The sequence below is a fragment of the Bacillus cereus genome (assembly GCF_002567495.1).
Lineage (GTDB): Bacteria > Bacillota > Bacilli > Bacillales > Bacillaceae_G > Bacillus_A > Bacillus_A cereus_AQ.
This window is the reverse complement of the sequence record NZ_NVAP01000054.1, coordinates 91,039-105,931: the sequence shown is the minus strand read 5'-3', so window position 1 is coordinate 105,931 and position 14,893 is coordinate 91,039. Positions and strand designations below refer to the sequence as shown.

Genomic DNA, 14,893 nt, shown 5'->3' with positions numbered 1-14,893 from the left:
CAAAAAACAAAAAAGAAAATTGCTCCCCTCATCACATAAAGTAATAAGTAGGGAGCAATTTTCTTTTATATTTACACTTTAAAAGTATTATCGTCCTTTTTTAAAGAGCCCAAAAATGATTCTACATGGACGATAATGAAAAGTCAAGAACTACAGTTCTTCCTCTTCTTCTTCTTCAGTTTCATCATACTCAAGTTCTTCTTCAGCGAAGTCGTCTTCTTCATCTTCATCTAAATCATCAAGATCATCATCGTCGTCTCCGTCTTCATCTTCAAGAACCTTGTCCAAATCTTCTACATCTTCTTCTGCATTTCCGTCTGCATCGTCAAAGTCATCTTCATCTTCTTCAATGTAGTCGTCAAAACCGTCTTCTTCAACTTTACGTTTTTTCTTCGGTTTTGGCTGCGGTAAGATTTCTTCATCAATTTGCTCATATGGGTACCAGCTGCGTAGTCCCCAACGATTTTCTCCTAAATTAATGAAACGTCCATCGATGTTTAAGTCTGTATAAAATTGTGCGAGTTTCGCATTAACTTGCTCTTGAGATAGTCCCAGCACTTGAGCGATTTCTTGAACCAACTCGTTGAATGTCGTTGCTTGTCTTTTATCCCCTAAAACGCTATGTACAACTTCAATCATTGAACATTCTTTTAGCTCTTCTGGTGAATATTGCTTAAAATTCACTTATGCGGCACTTCCTTTCTTCAAATATAACCTTATATATAACGGTCTGCCTAAAAAAATCCATACTATTCATTATAAACAAAAGTCGCACAAATATGCTACAAAAAAAACGGGAAACTTTTATATGGTAATAAAATTAATAATTTGTCCATTCCTTATTTCGGAAGCATATGGGCCCCCTGCAGTACATACCTAATTTGCATTTCTGTATATTCCTCGAGCGTATACAGTTTTTGCAGCGCCCAGCGTCTAAACCCCCACATTTGTCCTTGTATAAAAATATTATGTGCAAGAAGCTGTATTTCTTTTTTATTTAATATAAATGTTCCATTTTCCGTACACTGTTCTAAAATATCCTCAAACATTCCCACCATTTGAAACTCTTTTTCTAATACATATGGGAGAGATTCTTTCGGTAAAAAACGTACTTCTTGATACATAATTAATACTTCTTCTTGTAATTCGTCCATCACTTTAAAGTAATTCGTTATCGCTATCTTTAAACTTTCTATACTTCCTTTTTCTGTACACACTACTTCCTCTAATCGTTCTTTTACATGTTCATATATACTATCACAAACTAAATACAAAACATCATCTTTCGTACGAATGTACTCATAAAGTGTCCCTATACTAAATCCAGCCGCTTTTGCAATCTCTCTCGTTGTTGTACGCGGAAATCCTTTTTGTTTAAACAGTTGCACCGCACCTTTAATCATTTGTTCACGTCTTAACGCGACTAATTTTTCATCTTTCACCGATGCATGTACGTTATGTTTAACCATCCCCTTCACCTCTCTCTATTATTTTTTGGAAGGAAAAAGCGTAGGAAAATACCTACGCTTTCGTTCCTACTTCGTTAACATACGAGAAATTACAAGCCTCTGAATCTCTTGTGTTCCTTCATATATTTGTGTAATCTTTGCATCTCGCATATAACGCTCTACTGGATAATCTTTCGTATAACCGTAACCACCAAATACTTGCACCGCTTCAGTCGTCACCTTCATCGCTGTATCACCTGCAAATACTTTTGACATCGCTGATTCTTTCCCATACGGAAGCCCTTCTGATTCAAGCCAAGCCGCTTGATATGTTAAAAGGCGTGCTGCTTCTACATCTGTTGCCATATCCGCAAGTTTAAAGCCAATCCCTTGCTGCGCCGCAATCGGCTTTCCAAATTGATAGCGCTCTCTTGCATATTCTACAGAAGCATCTAAAGCCCCTTGTGCAATACCAACAGCTTGCGCCGCAATACCATTACGGCCACCATCTAATGTTTGCATCGCAACCTTAAATCCTTGTCCCTCTTCCCCAAGTAGATTCTCTACAGGTATACGGCAATCTTCAAACATAATTTCAGTTGTTGGTGAAGAGCGAATCCCTAACTTGCTTTCCTTCTTCCCAACTGAAAACCCTGGCGTATCACTTTCTACAATAAATGCGCTCGTGCCGCGCTGCTTCGATTCAGGATCAGTTAATGCAAAAACAACATAAATATCGGCAATTCCGCCATTTGTAATAAAGATTTTTGATCCATTTAATACGTAATGGTCCCCATCTCTCTTTGCAATCGTCTTCATTCCACCAGCATCCGATCCAGATCCTGGCTCCGTTAAGCCATATGCGCCAATTTTCTTTCCTTCAGCCATCGGTCGTAAAAACTTTTGCTTTTGTTCTTCCGTCCCAAATTTAAAAACTGGCCAACCAGCGAGTGAAGTATGTGCTGACAGTGTTACACCTGTTGAAGCACAAACGCGAGATAATTCTTCAATGGCGATTACGTACGCTAAGTAATCGCTTCCAATTCCACCGTACTCTTCAGGCCATGGAATACCGGTTAAACCAAGCTCTGCCATTTGATCAAATAACTTTCGATCAAATCGCTCTTCCTCATCACGCTCAGCTGCCGTTGGCGCTACTTCGTTCTTAGCAAAATCTCGAACCATTTTTCTTATCATTTCATGTTCTTCTGATAGTTTAAAATGCATCTCCGTCTCCCCCTCGTCCTGTTATAAAGCACGGCTAATAACAAGTTTCTGTATTTCACTCGTTCCTTCATATATTTGCGTGATTTTCGCATCACGGAAAAATCTTTCTACTGGATAGTCTTTTGTATAACCGTAACCACCAAATACTTGCACCGCCTCAATCGCGACTTCAACCGCTGTCTTAGAAGCAAATAATTTTGCAATAGATGCTTCTTTACCGCATGGTAATCCTTGTGCCCTAAGAGATGCCGCTCTATATACGAGTAATCGCGCTGCCTCGACGCTTGTTGCCATATCTGCAAGTTTGAAGCCAATCCCTTGCTGCGCCGCAATCGGCTTCCCAAATTGCTCTCGTTCTTTTGCATAATCAATCGCACATGCAAGCGCCGCTTCAGCAATTCCTAACGCCTGTGCACCGATTCCAATTCGCCCAACATCTAAATTCGCCATCGCCACCTTGAATCCTTGTCCTTCTTCCCCAAGTAAATTCTCAGCTGGCACTTTCATGTCTTCAAACGTAAGTTGTACTGTACGAGAACCGAGAAGCCCCATCTTATGTTCATCTTTTCCGATGATTAGACCAGGTGTATCTTTCTCTACTATAAATGCAGAAATACCACTTTTTCCTGCCTCTGGATTTGTAGAAGCGAATACAATGTATGTACTTGCTTCACCACCATTGGTAATAAACACTTTCGATCCATTAATAATGTAATGATCACCTTTTTTTACAGCTCTTGATTTCAAACTCCCTGCATCTGATCCTGCATTTGGCTCAGTTAAAGCAAATCCGCCTAGATATTCCCCAGTTGCAAGTTTAGAAACATACTTTTTCTTCTGTTCTTCTGTTCCGAAATATAAAATCGGATTCATTCCAACTGACGTATGTACAGCTAAAATTACACCAACTGTTGCGCTTACCTTTGAAATTTCCTCAATTGCTAGAATGTAAGACATAAAATCCATTTCTGCGCCGCCGTATTTTGCAGGCGCTGGAATACCCATTAATCCAAGCTCACCCATCTTTTGCAAAATCTCTTTCGGGAAAACCCCTTGTTCCATACTAGGAACAAAGGGAGCTATTTCCTTCTGCGCAAAATCCCGAACCATTTTCCTCATCATTTGCTGCTCTTCATTAAAACGAAAGTTCATATACTCCGCCTCCATTTGCTATATATCCTTTTAACAATTTGGTAAGACCACTATTTTGTAACAAAGGGGGAATTTATTCGTAAACGTAGAATCCACGACCTGTTTTACGTCCTAACCATCCCGCATTCACATACTTACGTAATAACGGACATGGGCGATATTTACTATCTCCTAATCCTTCATGCAACACTTCCATAATGTATAAACACGTATCTAAACCGATAAAATCAGCGAGCGTCAAAGGCCCCATCGGATGGTTCATACCAAGCTTCATTACTTCATCAATGGCTTCTTTCGTCGCCACACCCTCATATAACGTATAAATTGCTTCATTAATCATTGGTAGCAAAATGCGGTTTGATACAAAACCTGGGAAATCATTTACTTCAACTGGTACTTTACCGATTTTTTTCGTAATATCTTCAATTGCTTCATATACCGCATCATCTGTAGCCAAACCACGAATAATCTCAACAAGCTTCATAACTGGAACTGGATTCATAAAGTGCATACCGATTACCTTTTCCGGACGTTTTGTTACCGCTGCAATTTCTGTAATTGGTAGAGATGACGTATTCGTTGCTAAAATAGCGTGATCTGGTGCGATTTCATCTAGATTCGCAAAGATTTTCTTTTTAATATCCATCTTCTCAACAGCCGCTTCAATAACAAGGTCCGCTTCTTTCACACAATCTAAATCAAGCGTTACCGTAAGACGATTTAAAGTTGCCTCTTTCTCTTCTTCCTTCATGCGTCCTTTTTCTACTTGGCGCGCTAAGTTTTTCGTAATGATAGCCAATCCTCTATCTAATTGCTCTTGTTTTAAATCTTGTACCTTCACATCATATCCTGCCATTGCACATACTTGTGCAATTCCCGATCCCATTTGTCCTGCACCAATTACAACAATCTTTTGTACACCCATTTTTTTCTTCCCCCTTAATTGTTAATAAATTTTATACCCTCGAACTTTAATTAGTGAACTTCAATCATCACTGCGTCACCTTGACCGCCACCGCTACAAATTGAGGCAATTCCAATTCCACCACCGCGCTGCTTTAATGCATGAATAAGTGTAACGATAATACGCGCTCCACTTGCTCCAATCGGATGTCCCATCGCTACTGCACCGCCATTTACATTCAATTTTTCTGGATCAATTCCTGCAATCTCTGTACTTGCAATTGCTACCGCTGCAAATGCTTCATTAATCTCGAATAAATCGATGTCTTCAATTGTCTTTCCTGTTTTTTTCAACAATTCGTTAATTGCATAACCTGGCGTTCTTGGGAAATCCTTTGATTCTACTGCAATTGCCGTATGTGCTAAAATTGTCGCTAATGGCTTTCTTCCTTCTTGCTTCGCTCTGTCTTCGCTCATTAATACAAGCGCAGCACCGCCATCATTCAATCCTGGAGCATTACCAGCTGTTACTGCCGACGTCTGGTCAAATACAGGTTTTAATTTCGCTAACTTTTCAATTGTTGTATCCTCGCGTGGTGCCTCATCCTTTGCAACAACGATAGGATCGCCTTTTCTTTGCGGAATTGTTACGGGGACAATTTCCTCTTCAAAACGTCCTTCTTTATGTGCTGAAACCGCGCGTTGATGGCTACGATATGCCCACTCATCTTGCGCTTCGCGAGAGATCCCATCTTCCTTCGCAACTTCTCCGCCATAAACGCCCATGTGTACACCTGAAAATGCGCATGTTAAACCGTCAGCAACGTTTAAATCGATAACTTCGTTGTTACCCATTCTGTATCCCCATCTTGCCCCGCGTAAAATGTAAGGACTGTTACTCATTGATTCCATTCCACCAGCTACAATCAGTGATTGATCACCAGTACGAATAATTTGGTCTGCTAATGTAACCGCACGAAGTCCTGATGCACAAACTTTATTTACTGTTTCCGTCTGCACTTCCCAAGGGATTCCCGCAGCTCTCGCAGCTTGGCGCGATGGAATTTGCCCCTGCCCACCTTGAATAACCGTTCCAAATATAACTTCCTCCACATCACTAGCAGAAACATTTGCTCTTTCAAGCGCCGCTTTAATTGCAATTCCTCCAAGTTCCGTCGCTTTTACATCTTTTAAAGATCCTCCAAATTTTCCAACTGGTGTTCTTGCAGCACTTAAAATAACTGTTTTACTCATGTTTTTTCCCCCATTTCATTTTTTAACACTGAGCGCTCGCTCGGTATCCCTACGTTGAGAAGAGGTGCAAACATTGCACCTCTTTCTAAAGTTGTATACATCCTTACAAACTACATCGCTTCTTTTTTCTGTCCAATAACAGATCGTTCTAAAATCTCTGTCACATCAAGAGTTTGAACTTTCTCTTCTACTTCTTTCGCTTTCGTTCCATCACTGATCATCGTTAAGCAATATGGACACCCTGTACCAATAATGGATGGCTGCACAGCTAGTGCTTGTTCTGTACGAGCAACGTTAATACGAGAGCCTGCTGTTTCCTCCATCCACATTAAGCCGCCACCTGCGCCACAACACATTCCCGTTTCACGGTTACGTGCCATTTCTACAAGGTTCACACCAGGAATTGCTTTCAAAATGTCGCGTGGCGCTTCGTATACTTCGTTGTATCTTCCTAAATAACAGGAATCATGGTACGTAACTGTTTCCTCGATAGCGTGAACAGGCTTTAAGCGCCCCTCTTTCACCCACTGAGCTAACAATTCTGTATGATGATAGACCTCTGCTTGCAAGCCAAAGTCCGGATACTCATTTTTAAATGTGTTATAAGCATGAGGATCAATCGTAACGATTTTCTTTACTCCTGCTTTTTCAAATTCTTCGATATTCTTTGTCGCCATCTCTTGGAATACAAATTCATTTCCAAGACGGCGCGGTGTATCTCCAGAGTTCTTTTCTTTATTACCGAGAATCGCGAATGAGATGCCTGCTTCATTCATTAATTTCGCAAACGATATCGCAATCTTCTGACTACGATTATCATATGATCCCATTGAACCAACCCAGAATAAATACTCGAATTCCTCACCAGCTTTTGATTTTTCTTTTACCGTTGGAACTGTTACTTCGTCATCACCTTGGCGCCATGTTTCACGCTCTTTACGGTTCAGACCCCACGGATTTCCTTGACGTTCTATGTTTGTCATCGCGCGTTGTGCTTCCGCATCCATTTTTCCTTCTGTTAAAACAAGATAGCGGCGTAAATCAATAATTTTATCAACATGCTCATTCATAACCGGACATTGATCTTCACAGTTACGACACGTTGTACAAGCCCAAATCTCTTCTTCTGTAATAACATCTCCGATTAAACTCGGATCGTAAGCAAGCGTTGTAGCCGCTGATTCTTGTTGTCCTTTTCCAGCCGCCATCATCGCTAACTGATTTCCTTGTGTATTATTAAAAGCTACTACTGGAACCCACGGTGCTTTTGATGTTACCGCAGCTCCTTTATCAGTTAAATGATCGCGAAGTTTTAAAATTAAGTCCATCGGCGATAACATTTTTCCTGTGCCTGTTGCCGGACACATATTTGTACAACGACCACACTCTACACAAGCGTATAAGTCAATAAGTTGATTTTGTCTAAAGTCTTCAATTTTACCAACACCAAATGTTTCTTGCGTTTCATCTTCAAAATCAATCTTTTCAAGCTTCCCTGGGTTTGAAAGACGACCGAAGAATACATTAGCTGGTCCCGCAATTAAATGCGCATGTTTTGATTGTGGAACATACACTAAAAACGTTAACAAAATTAGTAAATGCACCCACCAAGAGAAATAGAACACTGAAATGGCTACGGTTTCATTTATCCCGCTAAAAACGTAAGCGATTGCAGAAGCAATTGGTTCACTCCATGAAAGCTCCTCGCCATGCCATATAAGTCCCATACCGTTACCAAGTAGCACAGAAATCATTAAGCCACCGATAAAGATAAGAACAAGACCTGATTTGAAGTTACGTTTTAAACGAACAAGCTTTTCTACATAACGTCTATGAAAAGCCCAAAATACTGCAATTAAAATAACAAGTGTGACAATTTCCTGGAAGAATGTAAATGCAGGGTATAGTGGTCCAAGTGGAAGATGTGATCCTGGTGCGAGTCCTTTCCAAACGAAGTCAATTGCTCCAAATTGGACAAGAATAAATCCGTAAAAGAACATAACGTGAATGATGCCGCTTTTCTTATCTTTCAGCAGCTTTTTCTGACCGAAAACATTGACCTTAAGGAGATCCCAACGCTCTTTAAAACGGCGGTCAAATTCAATCTTTTTTCCTAATTGTATGTAGGCCATCCTCGTCCGTATAAGATATACAAACAAATATCCTGCATAAGCAATAACAGCAATGGCAGCCAGCCAATTAATGATCAGTAAGTTATTCATTTTTATGCTACCCCTCTCTTTGTAAGCCCTCTTTCTTTTTAGAATCTTCGAAAATATATAATTTTCTGAATTATATCCCCTATCCCCATTATATAATGAGTGAGCATTCAGTCAACAGTTTTTTGTTATAGAACAACACATTTTTTCATAAAGCTGTTTATTTCGGTGAAACTATAAAGTGAAACTTTAATCAGTAAGGGGTGGTTCATCCCCCGCTGATTATTAGTTGAACCAATCGGACTTTTACGGGCAGTTGATTTCCACACTATCTTCTACTTATTCATCAAATTTTAAGGTGGGAGGTTTACTGCCCGTTAAAGCGGGATAAAGTGAAACTTAATCAGTACAAAATACTATCTTCTGATGAAATTTATAATAACAGCCGTGCTACCCGTATCATTTGTAACACACTGAAGGTGAAAAGAATGCGAAGGAGGGAATTCACTGATGCTCTACTTATCTCTCTTGTTAATATCCGTTGCTCTTTGGATTACAATTGACCTTTCATACGGGAGACTTCTTCATTTAAAACGGGTACGCTCTCGCACTTTCCCTTTACGTCAAAGTGATTTTCACCTTTATACATACGGGAAAGATTTATATGACGCTTTATTTACTGATATAAAACAAGCACAGCACCACATTCATGTTTTATTCTTCATTGTAAAAAACGATAAAATCAGTCGTGAATTTTTAAAGTTATTGATTGATAAGGCTCAGGAAGGAATTGAAGTACGACTTTTACTTGATCGGTTTGGCAGCCATTCTTTATCAAACGAAGCTATTCGCTCCCTGCAAAAACATGGTGTATCTTTTTCATTTTGTCATAAGGTAAAATTTCCTCTTCCTTTCTTTTCTGCCAATCAAAGAAATCATAGGAAAATTACAGTGATTGATGGGAAAACCGGCTATATTGGGGGATTTAATATCGGAGAAGAGTATCTAGGGCATAATGAACGCTTAGGATTATGGCGAGACTATCATTTACGTCTTACGGGAGAAGGGGTTCAAGATTTACAAAAGCAATTTTTGCATGACTGGTTTGATGATACAAAACAGAATTTCTTGGATGCTTCTCTTTATTTTCCGAAACAACACCCAGGTACCATTCTACATCAATTTATTCCGACTGATGGTGCTTATTTACAACATACTTTTTTACACTTAATTGAGGGGGCAAAAAAAGAGCTCTTTATCGGTACTCCATATTTTATTCCTGGAAAAAAAATTATGAATGCCTTATTAAAAGCAAGAGAAAGAGGCGTTCAAATCACAATTCTTGTTCCCGAAAAAGCTGATCACCCTCTCGTTCGAGAAGCAAAATTCCCGTACTGCCGAAAATTAATACAGGCTGGTTGCAATATTTACGCATTTCAACAAGGGTTTTTTCACGCCAAAATTATTATAGTGGACGATGATGTTTGTGATATTGGAACCGCAAACTTTGATATGAGAAGTTTATATATTAACCATGAAATAAACTGCCTTTTATATAATAAACATTTCATTCAAACAGTAAAAAATAAATTCCATGAAGATTTAGAGAATGCATCCGTACTTTCCTATAGAGATGTAAGCCCGTTTTCTCTTATCGATAGGGGAAAGGAATGGATTGGAACAATGTTTGCTTTCTTTTTATAGGAAAGACAATGAATAAAAGAGGTGTACCTTATATGATTATGCGGTTTGGATATGTCTCACATGCAATGGCACTCTGGGACTGTTCTCCTGCCAAAACAATGACGTTTACAAGCTTTAAAAAACTAGGCAAACAAGAGCGAGAAGACAAACTGTACCATATTATAAGGCAAAATTTAGAGCACACAATACGTATCCTTCATTACAATATAGCGCATGAAATTTCACTATATCGCCTATCGTCTTCCATCGTCCCACTTGCAACACATCCCGAGGTCGAGTTTGACTATATTGAGGGATTTACACCACTTTGGCGTAAAATAGGGGCTTTAATTAAAGAACACAATTTACGAATTAGTTTTCATCCAAATCAATTTACGCTATTTACAAGCGACAAGCCACACATTACTACTAACGCTATTACGGATATGACTTATCATTATAAAATATTGGATGCTATAGGCATTGCAGATTCTTCTTACATTAATATTCATGTAGGTGGAGCCTATGGAAATAAAGAAAAAGCAATTGAGCGCTTCCATGAAAACATAAAAAAACTTCCTGCACATATAAAAAAACAAATGACTCTTGAAAACGATGATAAAACATATACAACTTCTGAAACTTTATCAATTTGCCAAAAAGAAAATATCCCATTTGTATTTGATTATCATCATCATATGGCCAATCTTTGCGAGGAACCACTAGAAGATTTGCTTCCTGCAATTTTTGAAACTTGGTCACATACAAATATCTCTCCTAAAGTTCACATTTCCTCCCCTAGGTCGAAAAAAGAATTTAGGGCTCATGCTGAATATATCGATTTAGAGTTTATTAAGCCATTCTTACACATTGCAAAAAAAAACAATCATAATTTCGATATTATGATTGAAAGTAAACAAAAAGACTTAGCGCTATTCCAATTAATAGATGAGCTTTCTGCTATAAGAGGAATTAAACGAATAGGTGGTGCAAAGTTACAGTGGTAAATTGTAGCTTTGCACCATTTTTTTCAAAAAGTGATTTTTATAATCAAAAACATCCTATTTTATATGCTATTATTTAAATTAGCATTTCCCCCGAGATTCAACTTTATTGAAACGGAGTCATAATATGATTAATCAAAAAAAGTATATACAATCTGTCATAATATACATATTTATATTTGCTCTTTGGATATTCCTTATTCCAAATGAATCGAATATAAAAGAAATCGGGATTCTTTTCTTATTCTGTTTCGCTGCACTTTTTTCTTGCTATTGCTTATATAAAGCAATTAGGAAAATGACGCATGGCGATAAATTATTTTGGATTTTATTATTGTGTACTTGCCTATGCGGATTAGCTATGGAGATAACTTTATTCCTTCATTCACATTCTATTCATGAGCAAGCCATATTCTCATATAAAGCATTACCTTTTTTTATCATACAATATATTTTGCTCTTTGTTGGATTTGCTATAAAATTCATAAAAAATTACTCTATTAAGGGGCTTGCTCAATTTTCATTCGATAGCATCTTTATTGTTATTATGAACATTTATTTCACCTTAACTTTTATCTTAGATCTTTCAAGCTTCCGTATGTTAACAAAGGATACTTGGATTTTAATGGGGTATTTTATTGCACAATCATTAGTAATTTACGCCGTTATTAGTCTATATAGAAGAGAACAATATTCTTCTAGTAGAATTGCATTAATTATCGGTTTCACTATTATACTCGTATACGGTTATATTCATCTGTTTCAATTAAATTTTGGGATTCAAACTTCGACTGAAATTAATTATTTAATACACACTGCTTCCATGTTATTAATTGGACTTTCTTCCATACTATATATTTTGGATAAACCAATGCAACATGAAACGAAAGCGAAATATTATCGATTCGATTATGTACGCTTTATACTACCTTATGTTAGTATCATTATTACTTTTTCCTTTATTATCATTCAACCTTGGGATGATAAATTCATGTTAATCGGTCTCGTATTATCACTTATTTTGTTATTCTTGAGACAACTTTACATGTGGAAAGATAATCAAGCACTAATCCATACATTTGAACAGTTGACTACACAACTAGAGGATGAAGTTGAAGAAGGTGCATTTGCATTATCAAAAAGTGAACAACGCTATAAATCTTTATTCGAAGATCATCCCGATGCCGTTTTCTCTTTAAATATGAATGGCATTTTTCAACAATCTAATAAAGCATGCGAAAGCTTATTTACCGCCTATTATTGCGAAGTGGCAAGCTATTCTCTGCTACACTTCATCGATTCAAAAGACCATGAACTACTAAAGAAGGCTTTACAAATTACAAAAGAAGGTAGGCCACAAACGTTAGAAGTTCGTACAAAAGAACAAGAAGGCTATTATTATTATCTCCATATTACACTTATCCCTACTTTTATAAACAAAGAAGTGGTCGGAATGTTTGGGATAGCGCGTGATATTACCACTTTATATGAAAAACAAAAACAAGTGGAACATTTAGCCTTTCACGATGCACTTACTGGATTACCAAATCGCCGAAAGTTTGAAAAAGATTTAAAGACCATTTTAAATACAGCTCAAACTAATGCAAATGATGTCGCCGTCATATTCCTTGATTTAGATCGATTTAAAAAAATTAACGATAGACTTGGTCATGACGTCGGAGATTTATTATTAATTGAAGTAGCAAAAAGATTACGCAGTTGCCTACGTTCAAAAGATGTCGTCGCTCGCCAAGGTGGAGATGAGTTTACAATTCTATTACCAGATATGTACTCAGAAAAAAGTGCAATTTTTATAGCTGAACAGATTTTAACTATTTTAAACAAACCATTCTTCATTCAAGGCGAAGAACTCTCTATTACACCAAGTATCGGAATTGCGATGTACCCTGATTGCGGAACTGATGTAACTGAGTTAATGAAAAATGCTGATATGGCGATGTATTGTGCAAAAGCAAATGGAAAAAACAGATTTGTTTTCTTCTCAAAAGAAATGAGTATCGCTCAAAGTGAAATTCAATTCTTAGAAGGTGAACTTTCAAAAGCATTACAACAAAATGAATTTTTCCTTGAATATCAGCCACAAGTAAGTACAAAAACAAAACAAATTATCGGTTTTGAAGCATTAATACGTTGGAAACATCCGAAACTCGGCATCGTATCGCCTGCCCAATTTATTCCTCTAGCAGAGGAAACTGGTTTTATTATTGAACTTGGTAATTGGATTTTACGTACTGCCTGTTTAGAGGCAAAAAGATGGCATAATCAAGGTTTTTCTCACTTAAAAGTTGGTGTGAATTTATCTGTTGTTCAATTTAACCATGCACATTTAATCCCAACTATTTCAAAGGTGTTGGAAGAAACAGAGCTGAAACCAGAAGCACTAGATATTGAAATTACGGAAAGCATCGCAATTAATCAAAATCAATCTGTAGTTGCAAAACTAGAACAGCTTCAAGATCTCGGTATTCAAATTTCAATCGATGACTTCGGAACTGGTTATAGCTCTTTAGCTTATTTAACAAAATATCCAATCAACACATTAAAAATTGCTCGAGAGTTTATTTGTGGAATTACAACTAGTCCTTTAGAGGAAGCAATCATCTCCTCCATTATTACATTATCAAAAGAATTAAATTTAGAAGTTATTGCAGAAGGTGTAGAAACGGAAGAACAATGGAAGTTTTTACATGATCAAAACTGCGACCACATTCAAGGATTCTTTATTAGCAAACCTGTTTCTAGTAAAGACGTTTGGATGTTACTCCATAAAAAAACAACCGTCTAAGTAAGACGGTTGTTTTTTAGAACTCAAAAGGTACTTCACTAGCTAATTGTACCTCTTGATTATTATGAGAAATTATTTTATTTTTCTCTAATGCTGTATCTCCTAATGAAATACCCCATGCCATCGCTAACGTTAATAAACTACCAATAAGTAGTTTTTTCATATTCCATCACCCGCATTTTTTTCTTTAAATATATCATGAAAAATTATCCAGACTTTATGCAATTATGCATATTTGTTCTTTATGTCTTTTTTATTTCTTCATTTTTTTTATAAGTGATTCTTTTAATTCATGGTTTCCTAATATATCAAAAAAGAAGCATGCTTTTTCGTAAGCATCTTCAATTTCTGCTCTATCACACCCAAGTTTTACTAGGCATTCACCTTTTCTAAAGTATAACTGTCCAATCAATGTCATACTGTTAATTCGACACGATAGTTCAATGGCTTTATTTGCGTGACAAAGTGCTTCTTCGTATTGATTATCTATGTATAATGCTTTTGCATGATTATGTCTCACCTTCACATCAAACTCTTTATTATCATGCAATTCCTCTAATTGTTTTAATATATTTTCAAACAAATCAATCCCCTGCTTCAAATAGCCATTTTCAGCATAAATGTTTGCAATTGCGTTTTCAATATAAAGGTTCTGATATACATCTATTCCTACCAATTGTTGATTGAGCAATTTCTTTAATTCTAAAATACAATATTCGTAATCAATTCTTTTCAATACGTAAGCAGCTACATAATATTGCCATTGAAGAAATTGCTGAAGCTCGGGATGATATTCTTCCTTTTTCAATTCATTGCATACTTTATTATAAATTTCTTTATATTTTTTTTGCTTACAAAGCAGAATAATTTGATCTTTTAACTGCTTATTCCTCTCAATATCAGAATAAATGAGTACCTCATAAAAATGAATGATGGGAACTTGTAATTTTGCTGCAATACCTTGCAATATATCCATACTTGGGTATACCGCGCCCGATTCAATTCGGCTCACTTCCGATTGATGACATATGTTCTCGGATAACTGTTTTTGTGTTAATCCTCTCATCACCCTAATTTTCTTAATTTCACTTCCTAATTTTTCTGCGTGCATACTTACTCACCATCCCATTATAACAATCTAGTTTTTTAAGTTGTCATACCACTACAATAATGTGAATTCGACAATTTTTGATATGAAATAATGCATAATATATATATAATTCGGCAAATTTTTCATACAATTCATCTCACATACAA

At 36.9% G+C, this 14,893-nt stretch carries 11 protein-coding genes and 1 pseudogene; 3 read left to right on the top strand and 9 right to left on the bottom strand.

From position 1 onward, the window contains the following. Positions 1-150 precede the first annotated feature (150 nt). From rpoE to COK05_RS25965, 7 genes and pseudogenes are all read right to left on the bottom strand, one after another. Positions 151-684, bottom strand: coding sequence for a DNA-directed RNA polymerase subunit delta (gene rpoE, locus COK05_RS25995; protein WP_098614852.1), 534 nt, complete (start codon positions 682-684; stop codon positions 151-153). Positions 685-839: 155 nt separating this feature from the next. Then, positions 840-1,469 (bottom strand): TetR/AcrR family transcriptional regulator, encoded by a 630-nt coding sequence (locus tag COK05_RS25990; RefSeq protein ID WP_000238594.1) that lies wholly within the window; start codon positions 1,467-1,469, stop codon positions 840-842. A 66-nt stretch (positions 1,470-1,535) separates the two neighbouring features. After that, on the bottom strand, positions 1,536-2,675 hold the full coding sequence (gene acdA / locus COK05_RS25985) for an acyl-CoA dehydrogenase AcdA (RefSeq protein WP_098614851.1): 1,140 nt from the start codon (positions 2,673-2,675) through the stop codon (positions 1,536-1,538). 21 nt (positions 2,676-2,696) lie between these two features. Beyond that, positions 2,697-3,827: an acyl-CoA dehydrogenase gene (locus tag COK05_RS25980; protein WP_098614850.1), complete on the bottom strand. Its 1,131-nt coding sequence runs from the start codon at positions 3,825-3,827 to the stop codon at positions 2,697-2,699. Positions 3,828-3,900: 73 nt separating this feature from the next. Further along, complete coding sequence (locus tag COK05_RS25975) at positions 3,901-4,752, bottom strand: 3-hydroxybutyryl-CoA dehydrogenase (RefSeq protein WP_098614849.1); 852 nt, start codon at positions 4,750-4,752, stop codon at positions 3,901-3,903. 50 nt (positions 4,753-4,802) lie between these two features. Continuing rightward, positions 4,803-6,085, bottom strand: a pseudogene (locus COK05_RS25970) (acetyl-CoA C-acetyltransferase). A 9-nt stretch (positions 6,086-6,094) separates the two neighbouring features. After that, entirely contained in the window at positions 6,095-8,206 is a 2,112-nt protein-coding gene (locus COK05_RS25965; protein ID WP_098614847.1) for a heterodisulfide reductase-related iron-sulfur binding cluster, read from the bottom strand. A 447-nt stretch (positions 8,207-8,653) separates the two neighbouring features. On the opposite strand from COK05_RS25965, the gene cls reads away from it, so the two are divergent. The 3 genes from cls to COK05_RS25950 all read left to right on the top strand — a co-directional run bounded on the left by cls (position 8,654) and on the right by COK05_RS25950 (position 13,636). After that, positions 8,654-9,847 (top strand): cardiolipin synthase, encoded by a 1,194-nt coding sequence (gene cls / locus COK05_RS25960; protein WP_098614846.1) that lies wholly within the window; start codon positions 8,654-8,656, stop codon positions 9,845-9,847. Between the two features lie 32 nt (positions 9,848-9,879). Further along, positions 9,880-10,833: a UV DNA damage repair endonuclease UvsE gene (gene uvsE, locus COK05_RS25955; RefSeq protein ID WP_098614874.1), complete on the top strand. Its 954-nt coding sequence runs from the start codon at positions 9,880-9,882 to the stop codon at positions 10,831-10,833. 124 nt (positions 10,834-10,957) lie between these two features. Continuing rightward, a complete protein-coding gene (locus COK05_RS25950) occupies positions 10,958-13,636 on the top strand; it encodes a DUF4084 domain-containing protein (protein WP_098614845.1) in 2,679 nt (892 codons plus the stop codon). A 16-nt stretch (positions 13,637-13,652) separates the two neighbouring features. Here the strand turns inward: COK05_RS25950 and COK05_RS25945 are convergent, their stop codons facing one another. After that, positions 13,653-13,799 carry a quorum-sensing peptide PapR gene (locus tag COK05_RS25945; RefSeq protein ID WP_098614844.1) on the bottom strand — a complete coding sequence of 49 codons (147 nt, stop codon included), beginning with the start codon at positions 13,797-13,799 and terminating at the stop codon, positions 13,653-13,655. 90 nt (positions 13,800-13,889) lie between these two features. Then, positions 13,890-14,747 (bottom strand): helix-turn-helix domain-containing protein, encoded by an 858-nt coding sequence (locus tag COK05_RS25940; protein WP_098614843.1) that lies wholly within the window; start codon positions 14,745-14,747, stop codon positions 13,890-13,892. Between the last annotated feature and the right edge of the window lie 146 nt (positions 14,748-14,893).

Coding starts and splice junctions, on each gene's coding strand:
- COK05_RS25980 (WP_098614850.1), bottom strand. CDS start 3,827: ATGAACTTTCGTTTTAATGAAGAGCAGCAAATGATGAGGAAAATGGTT.
- COK05_RS25990 (WP_000238594.1), bottom strand. CDS start 1,469: ATGGTTAAACATAACGTACATGCATCGGTGAAAGATGAAAAATTAGTC.
- cls (WP_098614846.1), top strand. CDS start 8,654: ATGCTCTACTTATCTCTCTTGTTAATATCCGTTGCTCTTTGGATTACA.
- COK05_RS25965 (WP_098614847.1), bottom strand. CDS start 8,206: ATGAATAACTTACTGATCATTAATTGGCTGGCTGCCATTGCTGTTATT.
- acdA (WP_098614851.1), bottom strand. CDS start 2,675: ATGCATTTTAAACTATCAGAAGAACATGAAATGATAAGAAAAATGGTT.
- COK05_RS25940 (WP_098614843.1), bottom strand. CDS start 14,747: ATGCACGCAGAAAAATTAGGAAGTGAAATTAAGAAAATTAGGGTGATG.
- COK05_RS25950 (WP_098614845.1), top strand. CDS start 10,958: ATGATTAATCAAAAAAAGTATATACAATCTGTCATAATATACATATTT.
- COK05_RS25945 (WP_098614844.1), bottom strand. CDS start 13,799: ATGAAAAAACTACTTATTGGTAGTTTATTAACGTTAGCGATGGCATGG.
- uvsE (WP_098614874.1), top strand. CDS start 9,880: ATGATTATGCGGTTTGGATATGTCTCACATGCAATGGCACTCTGGGAC.
- COK05_RS25975 (WP_098614849.1), bottom strand. CDS start 4,752: ATGGGTGTACAAAAGATTGTTGTAATTGGTGCAGGACAAATGGGATCG.